Source organism: Cupriavidus sp. LA-1 (assembly GCF_055385985.1).
Map to the genome: position 1 here is coordinate 1857691 of NZ_AP031387.1, position 20146 is coordinate 1877836.

Consider the following 20146-nt stretch of genomic DNA (forward strand, 5'->3'; position numbering starts at 1 on the left):
CGCGCTGCCACTTTGTGAGGAATGATGGACAGCATTGACATCGAGGTATTGAGGACATGTGGGCAATGGGTCGACAGTGGACGCGCGTGTGAACTTGTAACCGTCATCAGGACTTGGGGATCGAGCCCTCGCCCCGAGGGCGCGATGCTTGCCATCCGCGACGATGGGCGGGTCGTGGGCTCGGTCTCTGGTGGCTGCATCGAGGATGACCTGATTGATCGGGTGCGTCGCGAAGGCATTACGCCAGCCCGGCAGCCAGAGATCGTGACGTATGGCATCACCGCGGACGAGGCGCATCGGTTTGGCTTGCCATGCGGTGGCACGATCAGTTGGCTGTAGAGCCCCTTGTGGGTGCCGGCTGGATCGGGCCGCTGCTGACCCGTCTTGCCAACCGCGAGCTGGTGGCCAGGCGGGTGAATCTAGCGACGGGAGCAGTCACGCTTCAGTCGGCACCAGCCTCGATGGCCCTTACGCTTGCCGATGACGAGCTAACGACGATTCACGGCCCGCGCTGGAGGCTTTTGATTATCGGCGCAGGCCAGTTGTCGCAGTTTCTCGCCAGGATCGCTGTAGCGATGGACTATGACGTCAGAGTTTGCGATCCGCGTGAGGAATACCGGGACGGATGGCAGGTGGACGCCGTCGAGGTCATCCATGCAATGCCAGACGACATGGTGATTGCTATGCGGCTTGATCATCGGAGCGCGGTCATCGCGCTCACGCACGACCCGAAGTTGGACGATCTCGCACTGATGGAAGCCCTGAAGTCGCCCGCCTTCTATGTTGGAGCCATTGGGTCTCGGCTCAATAGTGCCCGACGACGAGAGCGACTAAAGGAGTTTGACGTCAGCGAAGCTCAGGTGTCGAAGCTCCGCGGCCCAATTGGCCTGTTCATCGGGAGCAAGACGCCTCCTGAGATCGCCATTTCCATTCTGGCTGAGCTCACTGCGGCAAAGAACGGAGTCGCGTTGCCAGATGCTATGCGGACGGCCGGCGGGAAGCTGGCCCATGCAGAAGGGGATGGGTTGCAGCATCAGCAGGTAGTGGGGGAGCCCTTTGCGCGCCCCAGTAGTTTGAAGCTTTCCTCAAGTTCAAGGATTTCGTGATGCGATTTGTTTTGTTGGGTGCACCTGGTGCCGGTAAAGGTACGCAAGCCAAGTTCCTTTGCGAGAAGTTCGACATCCCGCAAATTTCCACCGGCGACATGCTGCGCGCCGCGGTGAAGGCCGGCACGCCGCTGGGCATCGAAGCCAAGAAGGTGATGGACGCGGGCGGACTGGTGTCGGATGACATCATTATCGGCCTGGTGAAGGATCGCCTTAAGCAGCCCGACTGCGAAAAGGGCTACCTGTTCGACGGGTTCCCGCGCACGATTCCGCAGGCGGAGGCCATGAAGGAAGCCGGCGTGGCCATCGACTATGTGCTGGAAATCGATGTGCCGTTCGACGTCATCATCGAGCGCATGAGCGGCCGCCGCGTGCACATGGCTTCGGGCCGTACCTACCACGTGCGCTACAACCCGCCGAAGGTCAAGAGCACCGACGACGAAACGGGAGAGCCGCTGATCCAGCGCGACGACGACAAGGAAGAGACCGTGCGCAAGCGCCTTGACGTCTATTCGCAGCAGACGCGACCATTGGTGGACTTCTACTCAGCCTGGGAAGCTGAGGGCGAGACAGGATCTAAAGCGACGCCTCCACTCTTCCGCCGCATTGAGGGCGTCGGTAGTGTAGGCGAGATCGCGGAGCGATTGGCTAACGTGCTTGTGTAGTCCTCATTCCGGGGGGCGATGAATCAAGGACGTATCGTGATGAGCCGCCGTGCGAGGTAGAAGGGCGCGCCGTCCTCAGCGAAAGAGTGAGAAACGGTTTGGGAGCGTAGATGACTGAAAGTTCGACGGCATGTGTGAGAGGCGCACGCGCACAAAGCTGCGCTTGCGAGGGAGCTTTCGCGTCGGTTCAGTCACTCCGACTGTCATCAGACTTTAGAAATGGCATTCGGAGTTCCGTACCCGGTCCTCCAGGGGCTCTACACACCTGAGCAACTTTGGGAGCTTGAGCAGGATGCGGTGGCCTCCGCGATCGAGGCGGGAAGCAGATCGGTCAGTGCGATTACCGGCAATATCGCCGCAACTGAACGAGCGTTCACGTTCCTTCTGGAACATGCTTTCGTCGTTTGGATCGACGCCGAACCTAGCGTCGCATGTCCGGAGTCTTTGGTTTCGGAGAAGGTTAGTCATAGTATGAAGATGCGAAGTCTCGGGCGGCACAGGTGGTCGTCCGTGTATCGAAAAGCGCACGTCAAGGTGGACGTTTCGCAATGCTCAGAGTATCGAAGATGGGGGGGGATTCTTGAGCGAATCGGCTCTAACACCCGGAGGGCAGCATGAAGGTAGTGATTAACGACGACTGCGGGTATCTGTCCTTGTCCTTGGAGGCTTTCGCGAGATACTGCGAACTCAAGACACCCCAACCAGTCGGCAGTCCAGTGATTAATGGCTGGACCGTTGACTTTGAGCACGGCGTGGCAAGGCCCGAGAGCCTCGAAATGTTGGACCGATCGGATCCGGCCCTTATCGGAGTCGCGGAAGAACTGGGTCAAAATGCCGGTGCCCCAGGGACGGAGCTAAGGATAATTGAGCTGCCAGAAGATGCCAAATGGCGAGTCCGGACGATATGTGGCTTCGAGTTCCTGCAGCTTTCTGGCGCGCTGATCCCCGCTCGCTAGACTGCTCATATTGGCCGGATTCAATGGCGAGGGTGTGCGGCATCTGAAAGTGAGTCGGTTGATTGCCCCCTTGTGGCAGGGACTTCCCCCACGGTAACGCCAAAATTAGCCGCCCCCGCACCGGCCCGGTCGTCGCTCCCGAGATCGGGACGGGCACAGTCGTCCCCTTTGTGACGAGATCACGAGATATTCCTCGCTCGACGACTATGGCAAGCACGCCTTTCAGCGTGGGACGTTTGAGGGCTAACGGACGCTCCGCGCTTCCCCCCAATGCTAGTTGCCAACCGCCGGGGCCGCCGTCCGGATATACCGCCGACGTCGGAAGCGGGCACTGGTAGCTGATCAGTGAGTTGGATTCATCGGTACATCCGCTGACGCTCAACCGCATCGCATCGCTTCGCCGATACGATTCACTCGGTCATTGGCTTTGTTCCCTGTTCTGGGACTTCCAGCAGAAAGTGTTTCACGTCTATCTCGGTCTCGCGTCCGCGTACCTGCTATGGCGATTCGTTCCTGCTCTTCCGGTATCCAGGAAGGGCCGAGACTTTGTCGCCGCGATTGTCATCGTGACCGCGTTGCACTTCTGGATTCTGCAAACGGTTTCGGGGACCATGTTTTCATCCGAGCTACCACGTTTAGCGATTGCAGCGTTGGGATTCCTTTTCGGAGCTTTCGTGTTGCTGGCTGCGTTTCCACTGCGAATCGGCGTTCCTGCGGAGATCACCGAGTTTGTGTTGCGCGCGCAGCGCTGATCGATTGGAGAAAGCATGCATCAAGCCATACGAGAAAACGCCGTCGCTGTCGTCACTGGAGGCGCTGCGGGCATTGGCTACGCGATTGCGCGCCGGCTGGTCGCAGAAAAAATGAGAGTCGTTGTTTTTGACAAGGACGAAGCCGCATTGAACACTGCGGTCGCTCGGCTGCTCGCAGAGTCTCCATCGCGAACGGTGTACGGAGTCGCTGGGGATATCTCGGCACCGAGTTCGCGTCGAACTTTGTTGAAGGAGGCGTGCAGCCTGGGCGATATTGGTCTCCTGGTGAACAACGCCGGCATTTTGAAAGGGGCGGGACCGTGGGAGAACCTTGAACAATGGCGGCAGACGATGGAGATCAACTTCTGGTCCATCGTAGAACTTCAGGTCCTCTTCGTCGAACATCTCCTGTACCAGGAGGCCTGCTCTGCGATTGTGAACGTCGGCTCGAAGGAGGGCATCACTACCCCTCCGGGAAACGCAGCCTACAATGTATCCAAGGCCGCTTTACGGGTTCTGACGGAGCAACTTGCGCACGAGTTGCGAACTCGAGCAGGATCGAAGGTGACAGCGCACCTGTTGGTGCCGGGGTACACCTTTACGCCAATGAATTTCCCCGGAATGGCGCCGACTTCCCCGACACCTTCAGGCACATGGTCTGCAGATCAGGTTGCCGTGCGGATGCTCGAGCGCATAAATGCTGGCGATTTCTACCTGTATTGCCAGGACGGAGAGGTGACGTGGGACACCGACCGTCGGCGCTTGCAGTGGTCAATCGACGACATCATTAAGAATCGACCGGCGTTGTCGCGCTGGCATCCCGACTATCAAAGTCAGTTCCGGGCGTATGTGAAAGGAACCGATCAGATCACGGATCAGTAAAGGGACGCAATGCACGGGAGCGTCACTGGAGCAAGGCTCTCCGCAATGCTCGTCCTATTCAGTAATGGTCTGCTGTATGCCACTTGGGGTGTCAGCGTGCCGTTAATCAACTCGAAATTTGACGTATCGGAAGCAATTCTGTCGCTTGCCATGGCTGCGGTTGCCCTGGGTGGTATTGCAACCATGGGAAGGGCTGAGGGGGATTGCTCGACGTGGGAGCGGTACGGCCAGCGTCAGAACCAGGCCTATTGATGGCACTGGCTACCGCGCCGATCCTTTTGATTCCAAACTATCCGCTTTTGCTGACTATCCTCTTTGTCTATGGCATCGCCACGGCTGCCAACGATATTGCGGCGAACGCGCAAGGCGCCCACCTCGAAAACTTGACGAAGAAGTCTCTCATTGGCTCGCTACATGGAAGTTTATGTGTCGGCGGCTGGGTGGGGGCGCTATTGCTAGCGGATGGGCGGTCAGCGGAATGCCGCCAGCGGCCAACTTCATGTCGTTATCTGCAGTCGTCTGCATCGCAATGCTGGTTGCCGCTGGTCACCTCCAAAATGAAGAGCGCAAGTCCGACTTTCCCAGGAGCGCAGAAGGCGGTGATTCTCCTCTTGTTCGTCGGCGTCTTTTTGCATTCGGGGTGCTGGCCTTATGCGCGCTGGTCGTGGAGGGAGCGTTCTATGACTGGGCGGCAGTATATATGCGGGAAGTTGTCGGCGCGCCGCCATCTTGGGTTGGATTCGGATATGCCACCTTTGCCGTAGGGATGGCGGGTGGTCGGTTGTGCGGCGACTGGGTGCGAAACCGGGTGACACACCAGGCTGTGATTGCGGGAAGCGGTGTTATCGGGGTTTCCGGATTGGCACTTATCCTGCTGAACCGTTCGGCGGACCTTGCGGTGGTCGGGTTCTTCGTGACGGGTGTAGGGCTGTCAAACGTAATCCCCGTGCTCTTCTCTTCAGCAGGAAGGCTGTCGATCGGTGCCGGGTTAGCGCCGTCCCAAGGCCTCGCAGTGACACGTGTCGCGTATGTGGGGCTGCTGGTAGGACCGCTCTTCATTGGGCCACTCGCAAATGTTGTTGGACTCCGCTGGTCATTGCTTCTTGTTGCAGTCGCAATTGGAACGGTGTGCGCAGGGTGTTCTGGCTTAGCTGGAGTAGCGGCGGTAGCCCATGGGAATTGCGGACGAGAAACGGTGAGCCGGTATGTAGCAGTAGCGGCTTGCGAGTACAAGGTGAAGGAAAGAATGTCTAGAGAATTTGCGACCCAGAACGGGACGACAGGAACCCTTGTAAGGCCTCCTCATGGTCTCTTTGCCGCAATATTGACGCTCGGAATTGGTGGGCTTGTCATCGGCACCGGGGAGTTCGTTTCGATGAGCCTGTTACCGGGCATGGCTGCGAGTACCAAGGTATCGATTCCGGAAGCCGGCACCTATATCAGCGCGTACGCCGTTGGCGTTGTCGTCGGTGCGCCTCTCATCGCAGTGTGTGCGGCACGCTGGGCGCGGAAAATCCTCCTTGTCGCGCTACTCGCACTGGCTATCGTAGGGTATATCGGTAGCGCAATGGCGTGGGACAGCATCAGTCTGCTCGTCGCCCGGTTCATTTCTGGTTTGCCTCATGGAGCGTTCTACGGCGTGGCATCGCTTGTCGCGGCGGCCATGGCTCCAGAAAATCGGAAAGCGCAGTCCATAGGATACGTCATGCTCGGCCTAGCGGCGGCGAACGTAGTTGGCGTACCGCTTGCGACCTGGATCGGTCAGGCTTTGGGGTGGCGCGCGGCATTCTTTGCCGTGGCGATGGGATGCGTCTTCACTGTGATGATGATGCATTTCTTCGTTCCATCAGTTGCGACCGACGCCGAGTCGAGCCCAGCGTCAGAACTGCAGGGGCTAAAGCGTCCGATGGTCTGGCTGACTCTCGCTATCGCGTCGATTGGCTTCGGTGGCATGTTTGCAGTCTATAGCTACATCACGCCAGCCCTCACCGAGGTCGCGGGATTCTCCGAGAGGCAAGTGCCCTTGGCGTTGGCCATATGGGGATTTGGCATGGTCTTCGGCAACCTCGTTGGCGGCTGGCTTGCCGACCGCGCGTTGGTCCCTTCCATTTTTGGCATGCTGGCGTGGAACGCGATCTTCCTGGGCCTGTTCTCTCTTGTTGCAGGCTCGCGGCCGCTGACCCTTGTGGTTCTGTTTCTCATCGGAAGCGGCTTCGCGCTGGTTCCAGCCCTGCAGGCTCGACTAATGAATGTCGCCGGGGAGGCTCAGACTCTCGCTGCCGCACTTAATCATAGTGCGTTTAATATCTCAAACGCAGTAGGCGCCACACTCGGGGGCCTCGCCATCGCGCACGGAATGGGCTGGGCCGGCACTGGGTGGGTGGGCAGTGTGCTCGCCATTGGTGGACTCGGCCTGATGGTCCTGTCTACGGTTCGCGTTACGCCGGCGCCACGCTCCAGAGCCAAGGCGTGCCGGCAAAGTTGAGTGATCACTGAAGGTGCTTCAGCGGAGGACTGAATCGGTTTCACTTCGCGGCTTGAAAGTCTTGGTAGCCTAGTCGCCAGCGAGACGTGTCCCACATTCACGTGCTCGCTGGCAATCGCGATCAATGTGCCTATTAGCGCCTTGGTGCCAAACCACAAAGGGGGCAGGATGCAATATACAAAGCTGGGATCCACGGGGCTGGATGTCTCTCGTCTATGTCTGGGTTGCATGACATTCGGCGATCCTCATGCTGGAGATCACCCATGGACGCTCGGTGAAGCAGAGTCTCGGCCCCTCATTCAACGTGCCATCGAACTCGGCATCAATTTCTTTGATACCGCAAATAGCTATTCCGCCGGCACATCGGAAGTTATCGTGGGAAAACTCTTGAAAGAGTTTGCGCAGCGAGACCAGATCGTGCTCGCCACCAAGGTATATTTTCCTCCGGGCGGGGCACTCGGAAGTGGGGCACGCCCCAATAGCATGGGGCTTTCCCGCAAGTCGATCATGAACGAGATTGACCAAAGTCTGACGCGCCTCGGCACGGACTACGTCGATCTGTATCAGATCCATCGATGGGACTATGGAACGCCCATCGAGGAGACGATGGAAACGCTTAATGACGTGGTTAAGGCGGGGAAGGCTCGGTACATCGGCGCATCGTCGATGTTTGCCTGGCAATTCGCGAAAGCTCAAGAAGTGGCACGGCGCAATGGTTGGACGGAGTTCGTCTCCATGCAGAACCATGTGAACTTGCTGTACCGGGAGGAGGAGCGGGAGATGATTCCGCTCTGTCGCGATCAAGGCGTCGGCCTCATTCCGTGGAGTCCTCTCGCCAGAGGAAGGCTCAGCAGGCCCTTCGGCACGCAAACGCAGCGGTCAGAGACGGATGGCGTCGGCAAGCTGCTGTTCGATGGCACGGAAGCCGCAGACAAGCAGGTCATCGACGCGGTGGAACAAGTCTCCAGCGCCCGCGGGGTGCCAATGGCTCAAGTCGCGCTTGCATGGGTACGCTCGAAAGCCGGCGTGTCTGCACCAATCATCGGCGCATCGAAAATCGCTCAGTTGGAAGATGCGGTGGCGAGTCTGGAGGTAGAGCTAACCACTGACGAAAAGACGCTACTTGAGGCGCACTACGTTCCCCACGAGGTCGCCGGGCACAAATAAACAGGAGCGGCTGATGCCGTTCTTCTTTGATGGAGGAACGGCTTCGACTGGCGTCCACCAGCGCGTGAAGCGAAGCTTCCGCACCCAGGATCTGGTGTGCGGACTTCTTTGTAGCTTCCGAACTGGTTCTCAATGGGGATCGTACGAAGGCGAATGCCCGCTGCCGTAAAGATTGTGCCACCCAAGCACAAGTGCCACGCGCGGAACGGGCGATTCGCGGCCGCTACTGGATTAATGGAATGAGAAATCGGCCTTGTCGTGGGCTGCATGCCTCGGCAAACTCGATCAACTATTCTTGGAGCCGTGGTTGTGTGTCAGAGCTGTCACGAAACGCATCAATCAGCTCCCGCAAGCCCGGAGGCATTTGACGGCGGCCAGGGTAATACAGGTGGAATGCGGGCTCGATGGGTGACCAATCGCCCAAAACGATCTGCAATTCACCCCGTTCGACATGCGGGGCAATCCGATCCTGAAGACAATACATCACGCCGAGGCCGGACAGCGCCATTTCTATGCCAAGGGTCGTTTCATTGACACAGAGCTGACCGGGAACATCGATCACGCGATAGTCGTGGTCCTTCTTGAATTCCCACCGATAGATAGTGCCTTGGCCGGTTCGAATCTGAATGCAGGTGTGTAAGCGTAGATCCTCGGGCACCTTGGGTGGGACTCGTCGGTTCAGATAGCGGGGCGACGCAACGGCGACCCATCTAAGGTCCGACCCAAGTGGTACTGCAACGAAATCCTCCGGTATGGTCCCGCCAAAACGGATCCCGGCGTCAAATCCGGCAGCCAGAATATCAACCACGCGGTCGTCGACAGCAACTTCGACCTCCACGTCCGGGTAACGCTGCAGGAACGGAGGCAATAGCTTCGCCAAGACTAAGCGTGCGCCATCGCTGAGGACGTTCAACCGTAGCCTTCCAACAGGGCTATCGCGATGTTTGTTCATGTCCTCCAGGGCATCGCCGATTTCCTGGAACCCAACATCGAGACGGCTCACCAGTCGAGCGCCAGCATCAGTTAAGGATACCGTGCGGCTTGTTCGGTTAAGGAGGCGAACACCCAGCCGCCCTTCGAGGTTGCGAATTGCATGGCTCAGTGCTGACGGTGTGATCCCTAGTTCCATGGCTGCCTGCTTGAAACTTAGCAACCTGGCCACGGCGCGGAATCCGTTCAGGTCGGCAAGGTCAGCTCGGGAAATCTTGGCAATCGGTCGTACAGGCATGTAATGAGACAGGGACAATTCTTGAGTTCACGACCGCTAGTTTTGGCGATTCCGCTATCGCATCGGTGTGACCAATGTGGCAGCGGTGAAAATTGTCGAATCGCTGCGCCGATCAGCGATCCGTTACGCCGACTGAGGCCGGCTAGAACTGTTTCGGGCTCGCTCCCTTGCGCGCCCGCCTCGTACGGTTCATGCCCGCTTTGCTGCCCAATAGTGGGACTCGACTTCGCGCAGATGGTCCTGCATTGCAGCTTCTGCAGCATCGGCATCATGCGCTGCGATGGCTTCGAAGATCCTGCTGTGCGCTTCGAAAGCTGCCTGTTCTGCGCCTGCGGACCGCAACGACGTCGCGCGCTGCTCTTCCAGCCAACGAGCCATCGCGGTATGCAGCGCCAGGAAGATGGGGTTGTTGGGAAGCTTCGCCAAGGCGAGGTGGAACTCGACATCCGTGCGCGTAAACTCGGCGTCGTTTCCGAGCGCATCCTTGTTTGCTTGCAGCGCTTTTCGCAGCGCGGCAACATCAGTGTCGGTTGCGTTCTTGGCAGCGTAGCGAACCAGCGAAATTTCATGCATCGTGCGCGCTTGCTGAAAGTCGCGAACACCTTCAGGCGTCGACAGGAGGTGTCGGACCGAGCCTGAAAGCTCCCCAACAAGAGCGTCGGCGGATGGTCGCGTAACGTAAGCGCGTTCGCCGTTTCTGATCACCACAAGGCCCATCTTCTGGAGCGAGAAGAGGGCCTCACGGATTGAGGACCTTCCCACCTGGAAGGTGTCCATGAGTTCGCGCTCGGGCGGAAGTGTGTCCCCTGGGTTCAGGGCTCCGCTGAGCATCATCGACTCTAGTCGCGAAGCAACTTCCTCATAGAGCTTCTTCCGACGAATCGGCTGATTGGGAATCGAAGAAGAATCCATTTGTATCCGCGTAGTTGTGTGCCTTGGGCGGCTGCGTGCCGCGCCTTGTCTTAGCCGCTGACCCATGGCGAGCCAAGGGTACGAGCAGCTTAGGCTGTCCACCTATTAGACCATAAGGTGCCAAGTCGTGTCTGCTCAACGATTGCTGAAATACCGCCGAACGTACCCAATAAGTGCCTCATAAATAACAATAATCCGCAAGCACCAAGAGTTTACCCGCGTTTTCAAAAAGAATCCTGGCTTTTGGTCTGATAGGCGGATAGCATGTGGTCTGAAAGGTCGTCAAGAATACGGCGAGGCTGATCAAATGGAGACGGTATGAAAGCGCAAAAAAAGCTGATCATCGAGGCACGTATCAACGAATACATGCCTCGGTCTGAGAACCCGAATATTCCCTACACGCCGGAGGAGATCGGACGCGAAGCCGCGAAGGCGAGGGAGGCGGGTGCCAGCATCATCCATTTCCACGCGCGGCAGGCAGACGGCAAGCCGGCTCATGATGCCGAGACTTTTGCCGCCTGCATCCGTGCGATTCGAGCAAACTGCGACTGCCTCGTTTTTCCCACGCTAGGTCAGATCTCCAACGAGGGAGAGATGAGTCGCCTGGCCCATATCGAAGTTCTCTCCAAATCGCCAGAGACCCAGCCGGACCTTGCGCCCATCGATTGCGGTAGTACGAATATCGATCGATTCGACTACGAGGCCAATCGTTATCTGACCGGACATCTCACATACAAGAACGACACCAAGATCCTGGAGGCTTTTGCGCGCCGCCTGCCGGAGTTGGGCGTCAAGCCGCAGTTCGTGAGCTGGACCGTGGCATTCACCCGTTGCTTCAGCGCCTTGCGAGATATGGGATTGGTGAAGGACACGCCTTATTTCATGTTCGAGCTGACGGATTGCGGAATTCTTGGCGGGCATCCCGGCACTATCCAGGGACTGTACTCCCATCTGCCGTTCCTTCCCAAGGCGCCTCTGGAATGGACTGTGTGCAACAAGATCGGCAATCCGACCGGACCTGCGGTCGCCGCAATCGAGCTTGGGGGGCATATTGCCCTCGGCCTTGGTGACTATGGGTGGTCGGAGCTCGGAACACCGAACAACGGGGACGTCATTAGCCATTTCGCGAAGATCGCGAAGATGATAGGTCGCGAAGTTGCCACGCCGGCCGAGACCCGCGAGATGTTCGGAATGGCGTAATAGAAGTCGAATCGAGGAGACAAAGACATGCAAAAAATTCAGAAGACTTGCGCAGCCTTGACGCTGTCGTTGTGCAGTGCTCTCGTTAGTGCGCAAGATTATCCGACAAAGCCGATTTCGCTGATCATTCCCTTTTCTCCCGGTGGCACCAACGATATCGTGGGTCGGCTAGTGGCGAAGGATATGACTTCCGCGCTGAAGCAATCCGTGGTCCCGGAGAATCGACCAGGCGCCAGCGGCACCATCGGAGCCAACTACGTTGCAAAGGCTCCCGCGGACGGCTATACGCTCCTGGTTACTGATCTGTCGTTTGCCATGGCGCCAGGCCTGTATGCGCATCTCCCATTCGACCCGGTCAAGGATTTTTCGCACATCACAACGGTTGCGTCGGTGCCGTTCGTCATGGTCGTAAATCCCAGCGTCAAAGCCAATAGCGTCAAGGAATTCATTGCCCTGTCAAAGGCGTCTCCTGGCTCTATCAACTATGGATCGGCTGGACGGGGTACCAACTCTCATCTTGGCGGCGAATTGTTCCGCCTGAAGACTGGCGCCGACCTGACGCACATTCCTTACAAAGGTGCATCCGCGGCGATGCAGGACCTGCTGGGCGGCCGCATTCAAGTCATCTTCACGGCGTTGCCGACGGCTCTGAACTTCATCCAGTCAGGCAAGGTGAAGGCACTGATGGTAACCGGGGACAAGCGGGTTCCGATGCTCCCTAATGTGCCGACTGCGAAAGAAGCGGGAGTCGCCGACATGAACCTGAAATTCTGGGTTGGCATTGCGGCACCGGCAAATATTCCGCCGGCCGTGGTCGAGAAGCTGAGCAAGGCCGTGATCTCCGGAATTTCGCAACCGGAGGACAAGAAGACGTTTGGTGACATCGGCATGGACGTCATCGGTGACAAGCCAGGCCAGGCGGCGAAGTTCGTAGAAACCGAAGTCAACAACTGGCGTCAGGTGATGAAGGCAGCCAACATCACGGCCGAGTGAGGCCCATCTACCACCGCGATTGCGGTGCTGGGAACCCAGAGTGTGGCAGATGGCTGCGCTCTTAGACAAACAATTTTGGAAGGAAGGGCAGAATGGAAGCCGAGAACAGCGTTCGGGTTAGCGAAGCCAGCCTGAAGAACTACTGCGTGGAGATTCTCACGCGCGTCGGAGTGTCGCACGGGGAAGCCATTGAAGTGACTGACAATCTCGTGGAAGCGGACCTTCGAGGTGTGGAGTCGCATGGGGTCGTGCGCTTTCCGATCTATATCAAGCGCTTGCTGGATGGTGGCACGAACGTTGCGCCAAAGATTTCACTGGTTCGCGATGGTCTGACAACGGCCGTCATGGATGGCGACAACGGTCTCGGTCATCTTGTGGGCATTCGGGCCATGGAGCTTGCCATCGAAAAAGGCAAGGCTGGAAACTGTGCGTTCGTAGCGGTCCGGAACAGCAACCACTTTGGTGCTGCAGCTTACTACACGGAGATGGCCGCTCGGAACAACATGATCGGTTTTAGCTTCACGATCGGCGCCATCAACCATATGACGCCCTGGGGCGGTGCAGAGGCCGTGCTTGGCAACAATCCGTTCTCGATCGCTTTTCCGACGCCGGGCGATTTTCCCATCGTCTTGGACATGGCATGCAGTATCGCCGCGCGCGGAAAAATCATCGTCGCTGCGAAAGAGGGGACACCCATCCCGGCCGAATGGGCCACTGGCCCTGACGGCCTACCGACAACCGATGCAGTCGAGGCGCTAAAGGGATTCGTTGTTCCGGTAGGCGGGCCCAAAGGTTACGCGTTGACCCTGATCGTCGGTCTGCTCAGCACGATGCTGTCGGGCGCCTTCTTTGGGCGTGATGTTGGCGATCTCTACGAAAAGACCACCACTGCGCAGAACAGCGGTCACTTGTTCGGGGTGCTTCCCATAGAGGCATTCGACGATGTTGAGGCCTATATGCAGCGCATGCAAAAGGCGATGGGGGACATCACCAGTGCCAAGCGGGCAACGGGCGTCGAGCGAATCTATCTGCCCGGCGAGCGGGAGTTCATCAGCCTTGGGGTGCGTCGCCGTGAGGGCATCCCTCTTGGTAACTCGCTGGTAAAGGAACTGCAGGAGTTGGGCGAGCAGTACGGGGTGCCCCTGCCTCTGGCTTGATCGCGTCGCAGAGACGCACGTTGTCTCGGTGCCTTGCATTGACGAGGCACCGGACGTCTTGGATTCTTTTTTTTTCCATCGAAGACGAGGTTGCGCATGCATGCAGTCATCGTGACTTTTGAGGTTTTGCCGGAGAAAGTCGATTTATTCCGAGATGCCATTCTCGCCAACGCCGCTACATCCCTTGAGACGGAACCTGGTTGCATCACGTTTGACGTCCTCCAAAGTCCCGCGGCGCCTCAATTCATGTTGTATGAGATTTACCGGAATGCGGAAGCGTTCAAAGTTCATTTGGGGATGAGCCATTTCCACGATTTTGATCGCCTGAGTAGCGATTGGGTCGTCAGCAAGAAAGTGGAAGAGTACGGCCGGATCGAGGACGCTGCATAACGCTTTACCGCCGGCATGGTCATAGATTTCCCCGTCGTTGCCAGGCGTATTGAATTGACCGCGTTATTCGAATAATCCATCCACTACGGATGGATTGCAGTTTCCCAACCATTTTTGAGAGTTCCGATTCACCATCGGAACGCTTTCACTCGCCCTTTATCAGAGCGATAACCCTATCGCTCGCATCAGTCATCGGAGAGAAACATGCGACTGCGGCGTGAACGCCACACAAAGATTGTGGCAACGCTCGGACCGGCTTCATCAAGCGCGGAAGTGATCGAGCAGCTTTTCCGAGCTGGTGCGGATACGTTTCGGCTGAATTTTAGTCACGGGACCCACGAGGACCATGCGCAGAGACTTCGAACGATTCGCGAGGTCGAAACCGCCATCGGGCGGCCGATCGGCGCGCTGCTCGACCTGCAAGGGCCGAAACTAAGGGTAGGCACCTTTCCGGCGGGTCCCGAAACTCTGGTCGCGGGACAGCCATTCCGGCTTCAGCTTGCTGCGGTTCCCGGCAACGGTCAAGTTGTTCAGCTTCCACATCCTGAGATCTTCGAAGCGCTGACTCCCGGCAACACGCTGCTCATCGATGACGGCCGCATCCGTTTGCGCGTCATTACCTCTGGACCCGACTTCGCAGAAACCGTTGTAGAAGCGGGCGGAAAGATCTCGGACAGGAAAGGCGTGAATGTTCCGGACTGCGCGCTAAAGCTATCTGCGCTCACCGAAAAAGACCACCGCGACCTTGCCTTCGGCATGACGCTGGGGGTTGACTGGGTTGCCCTGTCATTCGTGCAATCAGCGCAAGACATTGAGGAACTCCGGAAGATTGTCGGGACTGGCGTCGGCATCATGGCCAAGATCGAGAAGCCAGGAGCCATCTCAGACATTGAAGCTATTGTCGGCGCGGCGGACGCGATCATGGTTGCGCGCGGCGACCTTGGGGTGGAGATGCCACCTGAGGAAGTGCCAGCGATTCAGAAGCGCCTTACGCGACTCTGCCGGCAGGCAGGGAAGCCCATTGTCGTAGCGACGCAGATGCTCGATTCGATGGTGAGTTCGCCCGCGCCTACCCGTGCTGAGGCATCCGATGTCGCCACTGCAGTCTACGATGGTGTGGATGCCGTCATGTTGTCCGCGGAATCGGCAAGCGGTGACTATCCTGTGGAGTCCGTTGCAATGATGGCGCGGATCATTCGCAATACGGAAAAGGACAAGCTTCAGCGGGACACCATGGGCGCGATTGCGGCGACACGCAGGGAAGACGCCATCGACGCCATCGGCGCCGCCATTCGTACTGTCGCCGAGGTCTTGCCCCTCTCTGCGTGCGTCACCTACACGCTGTCCGGTTCCAGTGCATTGCGAGTCGCCCATGAACGGCCGAACGTGCCGATTATCGTCATGACGCCGCTCGTTGAGACGGCTCGGCGGCTGGCCGTAGTGTGGGGTGTCCATGCGGTCCATGGCGAGGACGCGGAGAACGTCGAAGAGATGGTCACCCATGCCACGGAAGTGGTCCGCGTCCAGGGCTTCGAGCCGGGGAAGCGACCGTTTGCCATCGTCGCAGGCATGCCTTTCCGTACGCCGGGATCGACCAATTTGCTCCGCCTGGTCTTCCCGACGGCTGCGGCTCCCCACTGAGTGATACACATGGAAAACATGGAACAATCCAAGCGACTGTCGGAACTATTCCCGGCAAGAGAATCGGTTCCCCCCCAACACCGCCTGGAAGCGCCCCTGCACCAACGCTCCATCCTCATCAATGGCGAACTGCGTGAGTGGGAGGGCCCCACTCATACCGTGCTGTCGCCAGTGCGGCTCCGTGATCCGGAGGGCAACCTGGAGCCGGTGGAGGTGGGGAGCTACCCGATTACGAGCGCAGACGAAAGTCTCGAGGCGCTGCACGCCGCCGTGGCGGCATATGCCGCTGGGACAGGGCAATGGCCGACGATGTCCGTGGATCAACGCATCGCTCATGTGCAGGACTTCACCCGTCGAATCGTTGAGAAGCGCGATCTCATCGTGAAGCTGATCATGTGGGAGATCGGCAAGTCGGCGGCTGACTCGGCAAAGGAGTTCGATCGCACGATCGATTACATCCGTCAGACCGTCGACGCACTCAAGGAACTCGACAACAACAACTCGCGGTTCCAGGTCGTGGAGGGGACGATCGCGCAGATCAGGCGAGCGCCTCTCGGCGTTGTACTGTGCATGGGTCCCTACAATTATCCACTGAACGAGACCTTCACCACGTTGATTCCGGCCTTGATCATGGGCAACGTGATCCTGTTCAAGCCGCCTCGATTTGGGACGCTGCTGTTCGCTCCGATCCTTGAGGCCTTCCGGGATGCATTGCCGCCAGGGGTTGTCAACACGGTATACGGCCGCGGCGAGGAAGTCGTTCCGCCTTTGATGTCCTCCGGCCATGTGAACGTCCTCGCGCTGATTGGCTCCTCTCGCGTCGCGGACAAGCTGAAGAAGTTGCATCCGAGAACCAACCGGCTGCGCGCCGTCTTGGGACTGGATGCCAAGAACGCGGCGATCATTCTTCCGGATGCGGACCTTGACCTTGCTGTGCGAGAGTGTGTGCTGGGATCGCTCTCCTTCAATGGGCAGCGTTGCACCGCGCTCAAGCTTCTCATGGTACATCACGGCATTGCGGAGGCGTTTGTGGAGAAGTTCTCCGCTGCCGTTGCCGCGCTTCCCGTTGGGATGCCATGGGAACAGGGGGTCGCCATTACCCCGTTGCCCGACCGGAACAAGCCCGGGTACCTGACCGATTGCGTGACCGATGCAGTGGAAAGGGGGGCGCGCGTCTGCAACACCGATGGCGGTCGAAGCGCCGAGTCTCTCTACGTTCCAGCGGTGGTGTATCCGGTCGACGGATCAATGCGGCTGTTTCGAGAAGAGCAATTTGGTCCAGTTGTTCCCATCGTGCCATTCGACGACATTGACGAGGCACTCGCCTATGTGGAGACGTCCGACTACGGGCAACAGGTCAGCATCTTTGGTTCGGACGCGGACACCATCGCAACGCTGGTCGACCCGCTTGTGAACCAAGTCTGTCGTGTCAACATTAATTGCCAATGTCAGCGAGGCCCGGATGTGTTCCCCTTCACGGGCCGGAAGGACTCGGCAGAAGGAACGTTGTCCGTGTCCGATGCGCTTCGAGCGTTCTCGATCAGGACGATGGTTGCGGCAAAAGACACGGCGGCATCGAAGGCGCTGCTTGATGACATCGTGCTTGGCCACAAGTCGTCGTTCGTGAACACGCGATTCATCTTCTGATTGGCGCTGCAGAAGATTTGGCGCCCCGGTAGGGGCGCCCGGCAGATTCCCGGGGGTCTCCGTGACGTCCGATTGGTGAGAAAGCTCATGTTGCAAGCTACGTCGGCGCCGAGATCGAATCGGCCGGATTCCCCTGATGCGTGCTCCGGCTCTCGGGGCCCCGAGCCTGATCTGGAGAGCCTCGCTGTCATTCAAGCCCTCCAGGCGGACCATCAGGAGCGGTTGAATGCAGATATCCGACTGTTCGGGGACCTGCTCGGTTCGATCATCAGATCACAGGAGGGCGCCGTGATGTTCGAGATGGTGGAAGAGATCCGCCGCCTCGCGTTGCAGTTTAGCCGGACTGCAGACAATGGTGTTCGGGCGAAGATCAACCAGACGATGGCCGCCCTTCCAGCGGAAGCCATGCAGTCTGTCGCACGCGCCTTCTCGCTGTTTCTGCTTCTCGCCAACATTGCTGAAGACCAGCACGAGCGCCGCATCAGGCGAGCCGCGGCCATCGCCGGTCAAACACGGCGCCCTGGGAGCCTTGCTCGTAGCCTCGAAAAAATGGTCTCGCTTGGGTATGCGCCAAACGAGACGCTGGGAATGTTACGGCGTCTCTCCATCATGCCGGTCCTTACAGCCCATCCGACTGAGGTGCGGCGCCAGGCAATTCTGTTGCACGAAAGGCGGATCGCGGAGTTGCTGGACGCCCGAGACGGGCGCGCTCTCACGCCAGAGGAGGACCAAAGCAATCGCGACGATATTGCTCTTGCGGTGAACTGCCTCTGGAACACTCGCCTTCTGCGGTTCCAGGCATTGAGGCCTATCGACGAGGTAAAGAACGGAATCAGCTATTTCGAGAGAACGTTCTTCAGGGAGGTGCCGCGTTTGTATTGTGGCCTGGAAGACGCCATCCGGGGGATGTGGAGTGGGGCGCGCAACGACGTGGCATTCGCGCCGCCGCCTTTGTTGCAGATTGGCACGTGGATCGGCGGAGATCGGGACGGGAATCCCAACATCGACGCACCAGTGCTCCGCATGGCTGCCCGCTTGCAGTTTGAGGCGTGTCTTGGACACTACCAATCGATTCTCAGTGAATTGATTCAGATGCTTACACTATCCACCGCGCGCACGCGAGTGGCCCCGGCGGTAAAGCTGATGTCCGATCGTGCGACTGGCGTATCGCCGCATACGGTCGATGAGCCATATCGACGTGGCCTTGCCTATGTGTCCCAAAAGCTTCGCGGGACGCTGGATCAACTCACGGCTGCTAATCGGGATGAGGAGGTCCGAGTAGAAGAGGGCTACCGCAATCCTCGCGAACTGTTGGACGACCTGAAGCAGTTCCAGGCGTCTCTCGAGCATGCCGGAAACGGAACCTTGGCGCGAGGCGCGCTGCGGAACCTAGTCAAAGCGGTAGACATCTTTGGATTCCACCTTGCACCGGTAGATCTGCGCCAGAATTCTGAGGTTCATGCGCGCACGATCGCGGAACTCTTCTCCAAAGCCGGCGTATGCGCGGACTACCTCGCTCATCCGGAGTCCGAGCGCAGGCGCCTGTTGGAACTGGAACTTTCCTGCGAACGTCCACTGTGGTCGTCGTTGGGCGCATACAGCGATGAGACATGCTCGGAAATGGCCATTTTCACGGCAGCTCGGGAACTCAGGAGAACCTACGGTCCGTCCATTATCAGGAACTGCATCATCTCGAAGACTGCCAATGTCTCGGACATGCTTACTGTCGCAGTGCTTCTCAAGGAGGCTGGCCTGATCAGCTTTGGACCGGGCAATCAGGACGATTGCGAGATCATCTCGATAGTGCCGCTGTTCGAAACGATCGCAGATCTTCGGGCTGCTGGATCGATCATGGACGGACTCTTCGGCGTTCCGGCTTATAGGAAGCTCGTAGTCCGGCAAGGCGATGAACAAGAGATCATGCTGGGATACTCCGACAGCAACAAGGACGGTGGCTATCTTACGTCCTGTTGGGAGATCTACCAGGCTGAGGTAGCCCTGAAGGAGGTGCTCATGCGGCATGGCATCGTCATGCGTCTCTTTCATGGGCGCGGCGGGGCCGTCGGGCGAGGAGGCGGGCCGACTTACGATGCGCTTCTCGCGCAACCCCATGGCGCTCATTCCGGGAAGGTCCGCATCACGGAGCAAGGCGAAGTCATTGCGTCGAAGTATAAGAGCGGTGATGTCGGCAGACTTCATCTGGAAGCCTTGGTGGCGGGTAGCCTGGAAGCCTGTCTTACGGGCCCGACCCTGGACCGGCAAAAGGAAGCCGTTTTCCACAGCGTCATCAAGGCGCTGTCGGATGTTGCGTACAGGACATACAGATCGCTTGTCTACGAGACAGAGGGATTTGCGACGTACTTCCGCGAATCCACGCCGCTCTCCGAGATCGCTCACCTGAATATCGGCAGTCGCCCGGCATCGCGCAAGGCAGGAGATCGCATCGACGATCTGCGAGCCATTCCCTGGGTCTTCGCCTGGTCACAATGCCGGTTGATGCTTCCCGGATGGTTCGGCTTCGGATCTGCGATCAATGCATGGCTTAAGGAAAGCCCAGACGGCATGACGCTACTGCGGGATATGTGCGGCTCCTGGCCATTCTTCGCGACGACGCTCTCCAACATGGAAATGGTTCTGGCGAAGTCAGATCTGGGTATAGCCTCCCGTTACGCCGATCTTGTGCAGGACGAAAACCTCCGAAACAAGATCTTCGACCGGATCCGCGAGGAATACGAACTCACGAAGCGCCATTTATTGTCGATCATGAATGCGGAGGCGTTGCTGTCGGGGAGCCCTGCGATCCGCCGCTCCATTCGGAACCGCGGCCCCTATTTGGACCCGCTCAACCATGCTCAGATCGAACTGCTGAAGCGCCACCGTAACGGACAGGTGTCCGAAAGCATCGCACAAGGTATTCGAATGACCATCAACGGCCTTGCTCAAGGCCTGAGAAACAGTGGCTGAA

General features: G+C 58.4%; 17 protein-coding genes and 2 pseudogenes. 17 read left to right on the forward strand and 2 right to left on the reverse strand.

Annotated elements, in window-relative coordinates:
- Positions 1 to 24 precede the first annotated feature (24 nt).
- From ACZ5MJ_RS08765 to ACZ5MJ_RS08810, 10 genes and pseudogenes are all read left to right on the forward strand, one after another.
- Positions 25 to 1106 (forward strand): annotated as a pseudogene (locus ACZ5MJ_RS08765) (XdhC family protein).
- A complete protein-coding gene (gene adk / locus ACZ5MJ_RS08770) occupies positions 1106 to 1771 on the forward strand; it encodes an adenylate kinase (protein WP_464223450.1) in 666 nt (221 codons plus the stop codon). Before ACZ5MJ_RS08765 ends, adk begins: the two are co-directional and overlap by 1 nt.
- 171 nt (positions 1772 to 1942) lie before the next feature.
- A pseudogene (locus ACZ5MJ_RS08775) lies at positions 1943 to 2389 on the forward strand (hypothetical protein); the annotation flags it as partial.
- Positions 2386 to 2727, forward strand: coding sequence for a hypothetical protein (locus ACZ5MJ_RS08780; RefSeq protein ID WP_464223451.1), 342 nt, complete (start codon positions 2386 to 2388; stop codon positions 2725 to 2727). The pseudogene ACZ5MJ_RS08775 and the gene ACZ5MJ_RS08780, both read left to right, overlap by 4 nt.
- Positions 2728 to 3077: 350 nt before the next feature.
- Positions 3078 to 3479 (forward strand): hypothetical protein, encoded by a 402-nt coding sequence (locus tag ACZ5MJ_RS08785; RefSeq protein WP_464223452.1) that lies wholly within the window; start codon positions 3078 to 3080, stop codon positions 3477 to 3479.
- A 15-nt stretch (positions 3480 to 3494) separates the two neighbouring features.
- Entirely contained in the window at positions 3495 to 4361 is an 867-nt protein-coding gene (locus ACZ5MJ_RS08790; protein ID WP_464223453.1) for an SDR family NAD(P)-dependent oxidoreductase, read from the forward strand.
- 45 nt (positions 4362 to 4406) lie between these two features.
- Positions 4407 to 4613 (forward strand): hypothetical protein, encoded by a 207-nt coding sequence (locus ACZ5MJ_RS08795; RefSeq protein WP_464223454.1) that lies wholly within the window; start codon positions 4407 to 4409, stop codon positions 4611 to 4613.
- Positions 4613 to 5125: a hypothetical protein gene (locus ACZ5MJ_RS08800; RefSeq protein WP_464223456.1), complete on the forward strand. Its 513-nt coding sequence runs from the start codon at positions 4613 to 4615 to the stop codon at positions 5123 to 5125. Before ACZ5MJ_RS08795 ends, ACZ5MJ_RS08800 begins: the two co-directional genes overlap by 1 nt.
- A gap of 482 nt (positions 5126 to 5607) precedes the next feature.
- On the forward strand, positions 5608 to 6846 hold the full coding sequence (locus ACZ5MJ_RS08805) for an MFS transporter (protein WP_464223458.1): 1239 nt from the start codon (positions 5608 to 5610) through the stop codon (positions 6844 to 6846).
- Positions 6847 to 7014: 168 nt separating this feature from the next.
- Entirely contained in the window at positions 7015 to 8013 is a 999-nt protein-coding gene (locus ACZ5MJ_RS08810) for an aldo/keto reductase (protein WP_464223459.1), read from the forward strand.
- 289 nt (positions 8014 to 8302) lie between these two features.
- Here the strand turns inward: ACZ5MJ_RS08810 and ACZ5MJ_RS08815 are convergent, their stop codons facing one another.
- Both ACZ5MJ_RS08815 and nanR read right to left on the reverse strand, forming a co-directional pair.
- Positions 8303 to 9241: a LysR family transcriptional regulator gene (locus ACZ5MJ_RS08815; protein ID WP_464223460.1), complete on the reverse strand. Its 939-nt coding sequence runs from the start codon at positions 9239 to 9241 to the stop codon at positions 8303 to 8305.
- A gap of 189 nt (positions 9242 to 9430) precedes the next feature.
- Positions 9431 to 10153 (reverse strand): transcriptional regulator NanR, encoded by a 723-nt coding sequence (gene nanR, locus ACZ5MJ_RS08820; protein WP_464223461.1) that lies wholly within the window; start codon positions 10151 to 10153, stop codon positions 9431 to 9433.
- Between the two features lie 318 nt (positions 10154 to 10471).
- Here nanR and ACZ5MJ_RS08825 point away from each other — a divergent pair, with 318 nt between their 5' ends.
- From ACZ5MJ_RS08825 to ppc, 7 genes are all read left to right on the forward strand, one after another.
- Complete coding sequence (locus ACZ5MJ_RS08825; RefSeq protein WP_464223462.1) at positions 10472 to 11353, forward strand: beta-keto acid cleavage family enzyme; 882 nt, start codon at positions 10472 to 10474, stop codon at positions 11351 to 11353.
- Between the two features lie 27 nt (positions 11354 to 11380).
- Positions 11381 to 12346, forward strand: coding sequence for a Bug family tripartite tricarboxylate transporter substrate binding protein (locus tag ACZ5MJ_RS08830; protein ID WP_464223463.1), 966 nt, complete (start codon positions 11381 to 11383; stop codon positions 12344 to 12346).
- Between the two features lie 92 nt (positions 12347 to 12438).
- Positions 12439 to 13503 carry an Ldh family oxidoreductase gene (locus ACZ5MJ_RS08835; protein WP_464223464.1) on the forward strand — a complete coding sequence of 355 codons (1065 nt, stop codon included), beginning with the start codon at positions 12439 to 12441 and terminating at the stop codon, positions 13501 to 13503.
- Positions 13504 to 13599: 96 nt separating this feature from the next.
- A complete protein-coding gene (locus tag ACZ5MJ_RS08840) occupies positions 13600 to 13893 on the forward strand; it encodes a putative quinol monooxygenase (protein WP_464223465.1) in 294 nt (97 codons plus the stop codon).
- A 210-nt stretch (positions 13894 to 14103) separates the two neighbouring features.
- On the forward strand, positions 14104 to 15534 hold the full coding sequence (pyk, locus tag ACZ5MJ_RS08845) for a pyruvate kinase (protein WP_464223687.1): 1431 nt from the start codon (positions 14104 to 14106) through the stop codon (positions 15532 to 15534).
- Positions 15535 to 15552: 18 nt separating this feature from the next.
- Positions 15553 to 17181, forward strand: a complete 1629-nt coding sequence (locus tag ACZ5MJ_RS08850; protein ID WP_464223688.1) for an NADP-dependent glyceraldehyde-3-phosphate dehydrogenase — start codon at positions 15553 to 15555, stop codon at positions 17179 to 17181.
- 222 nt (positions 17182 to 17403) lie between these two features.
- Positions 17404 to 20145: a phosphoenolpyruvate carboxylase gene (gene ppc / locus ACZ5MJ_RS08855; protein WP_464223466.1), complete on the forward strand. Its 2742-nt coding sequence runs from the start codon at positions 17404 to 17406 to the stop codon at positions 20143 to 20145.
- The last annotated feature ends 1 nt before the right edge of the window (position 20146 follow it).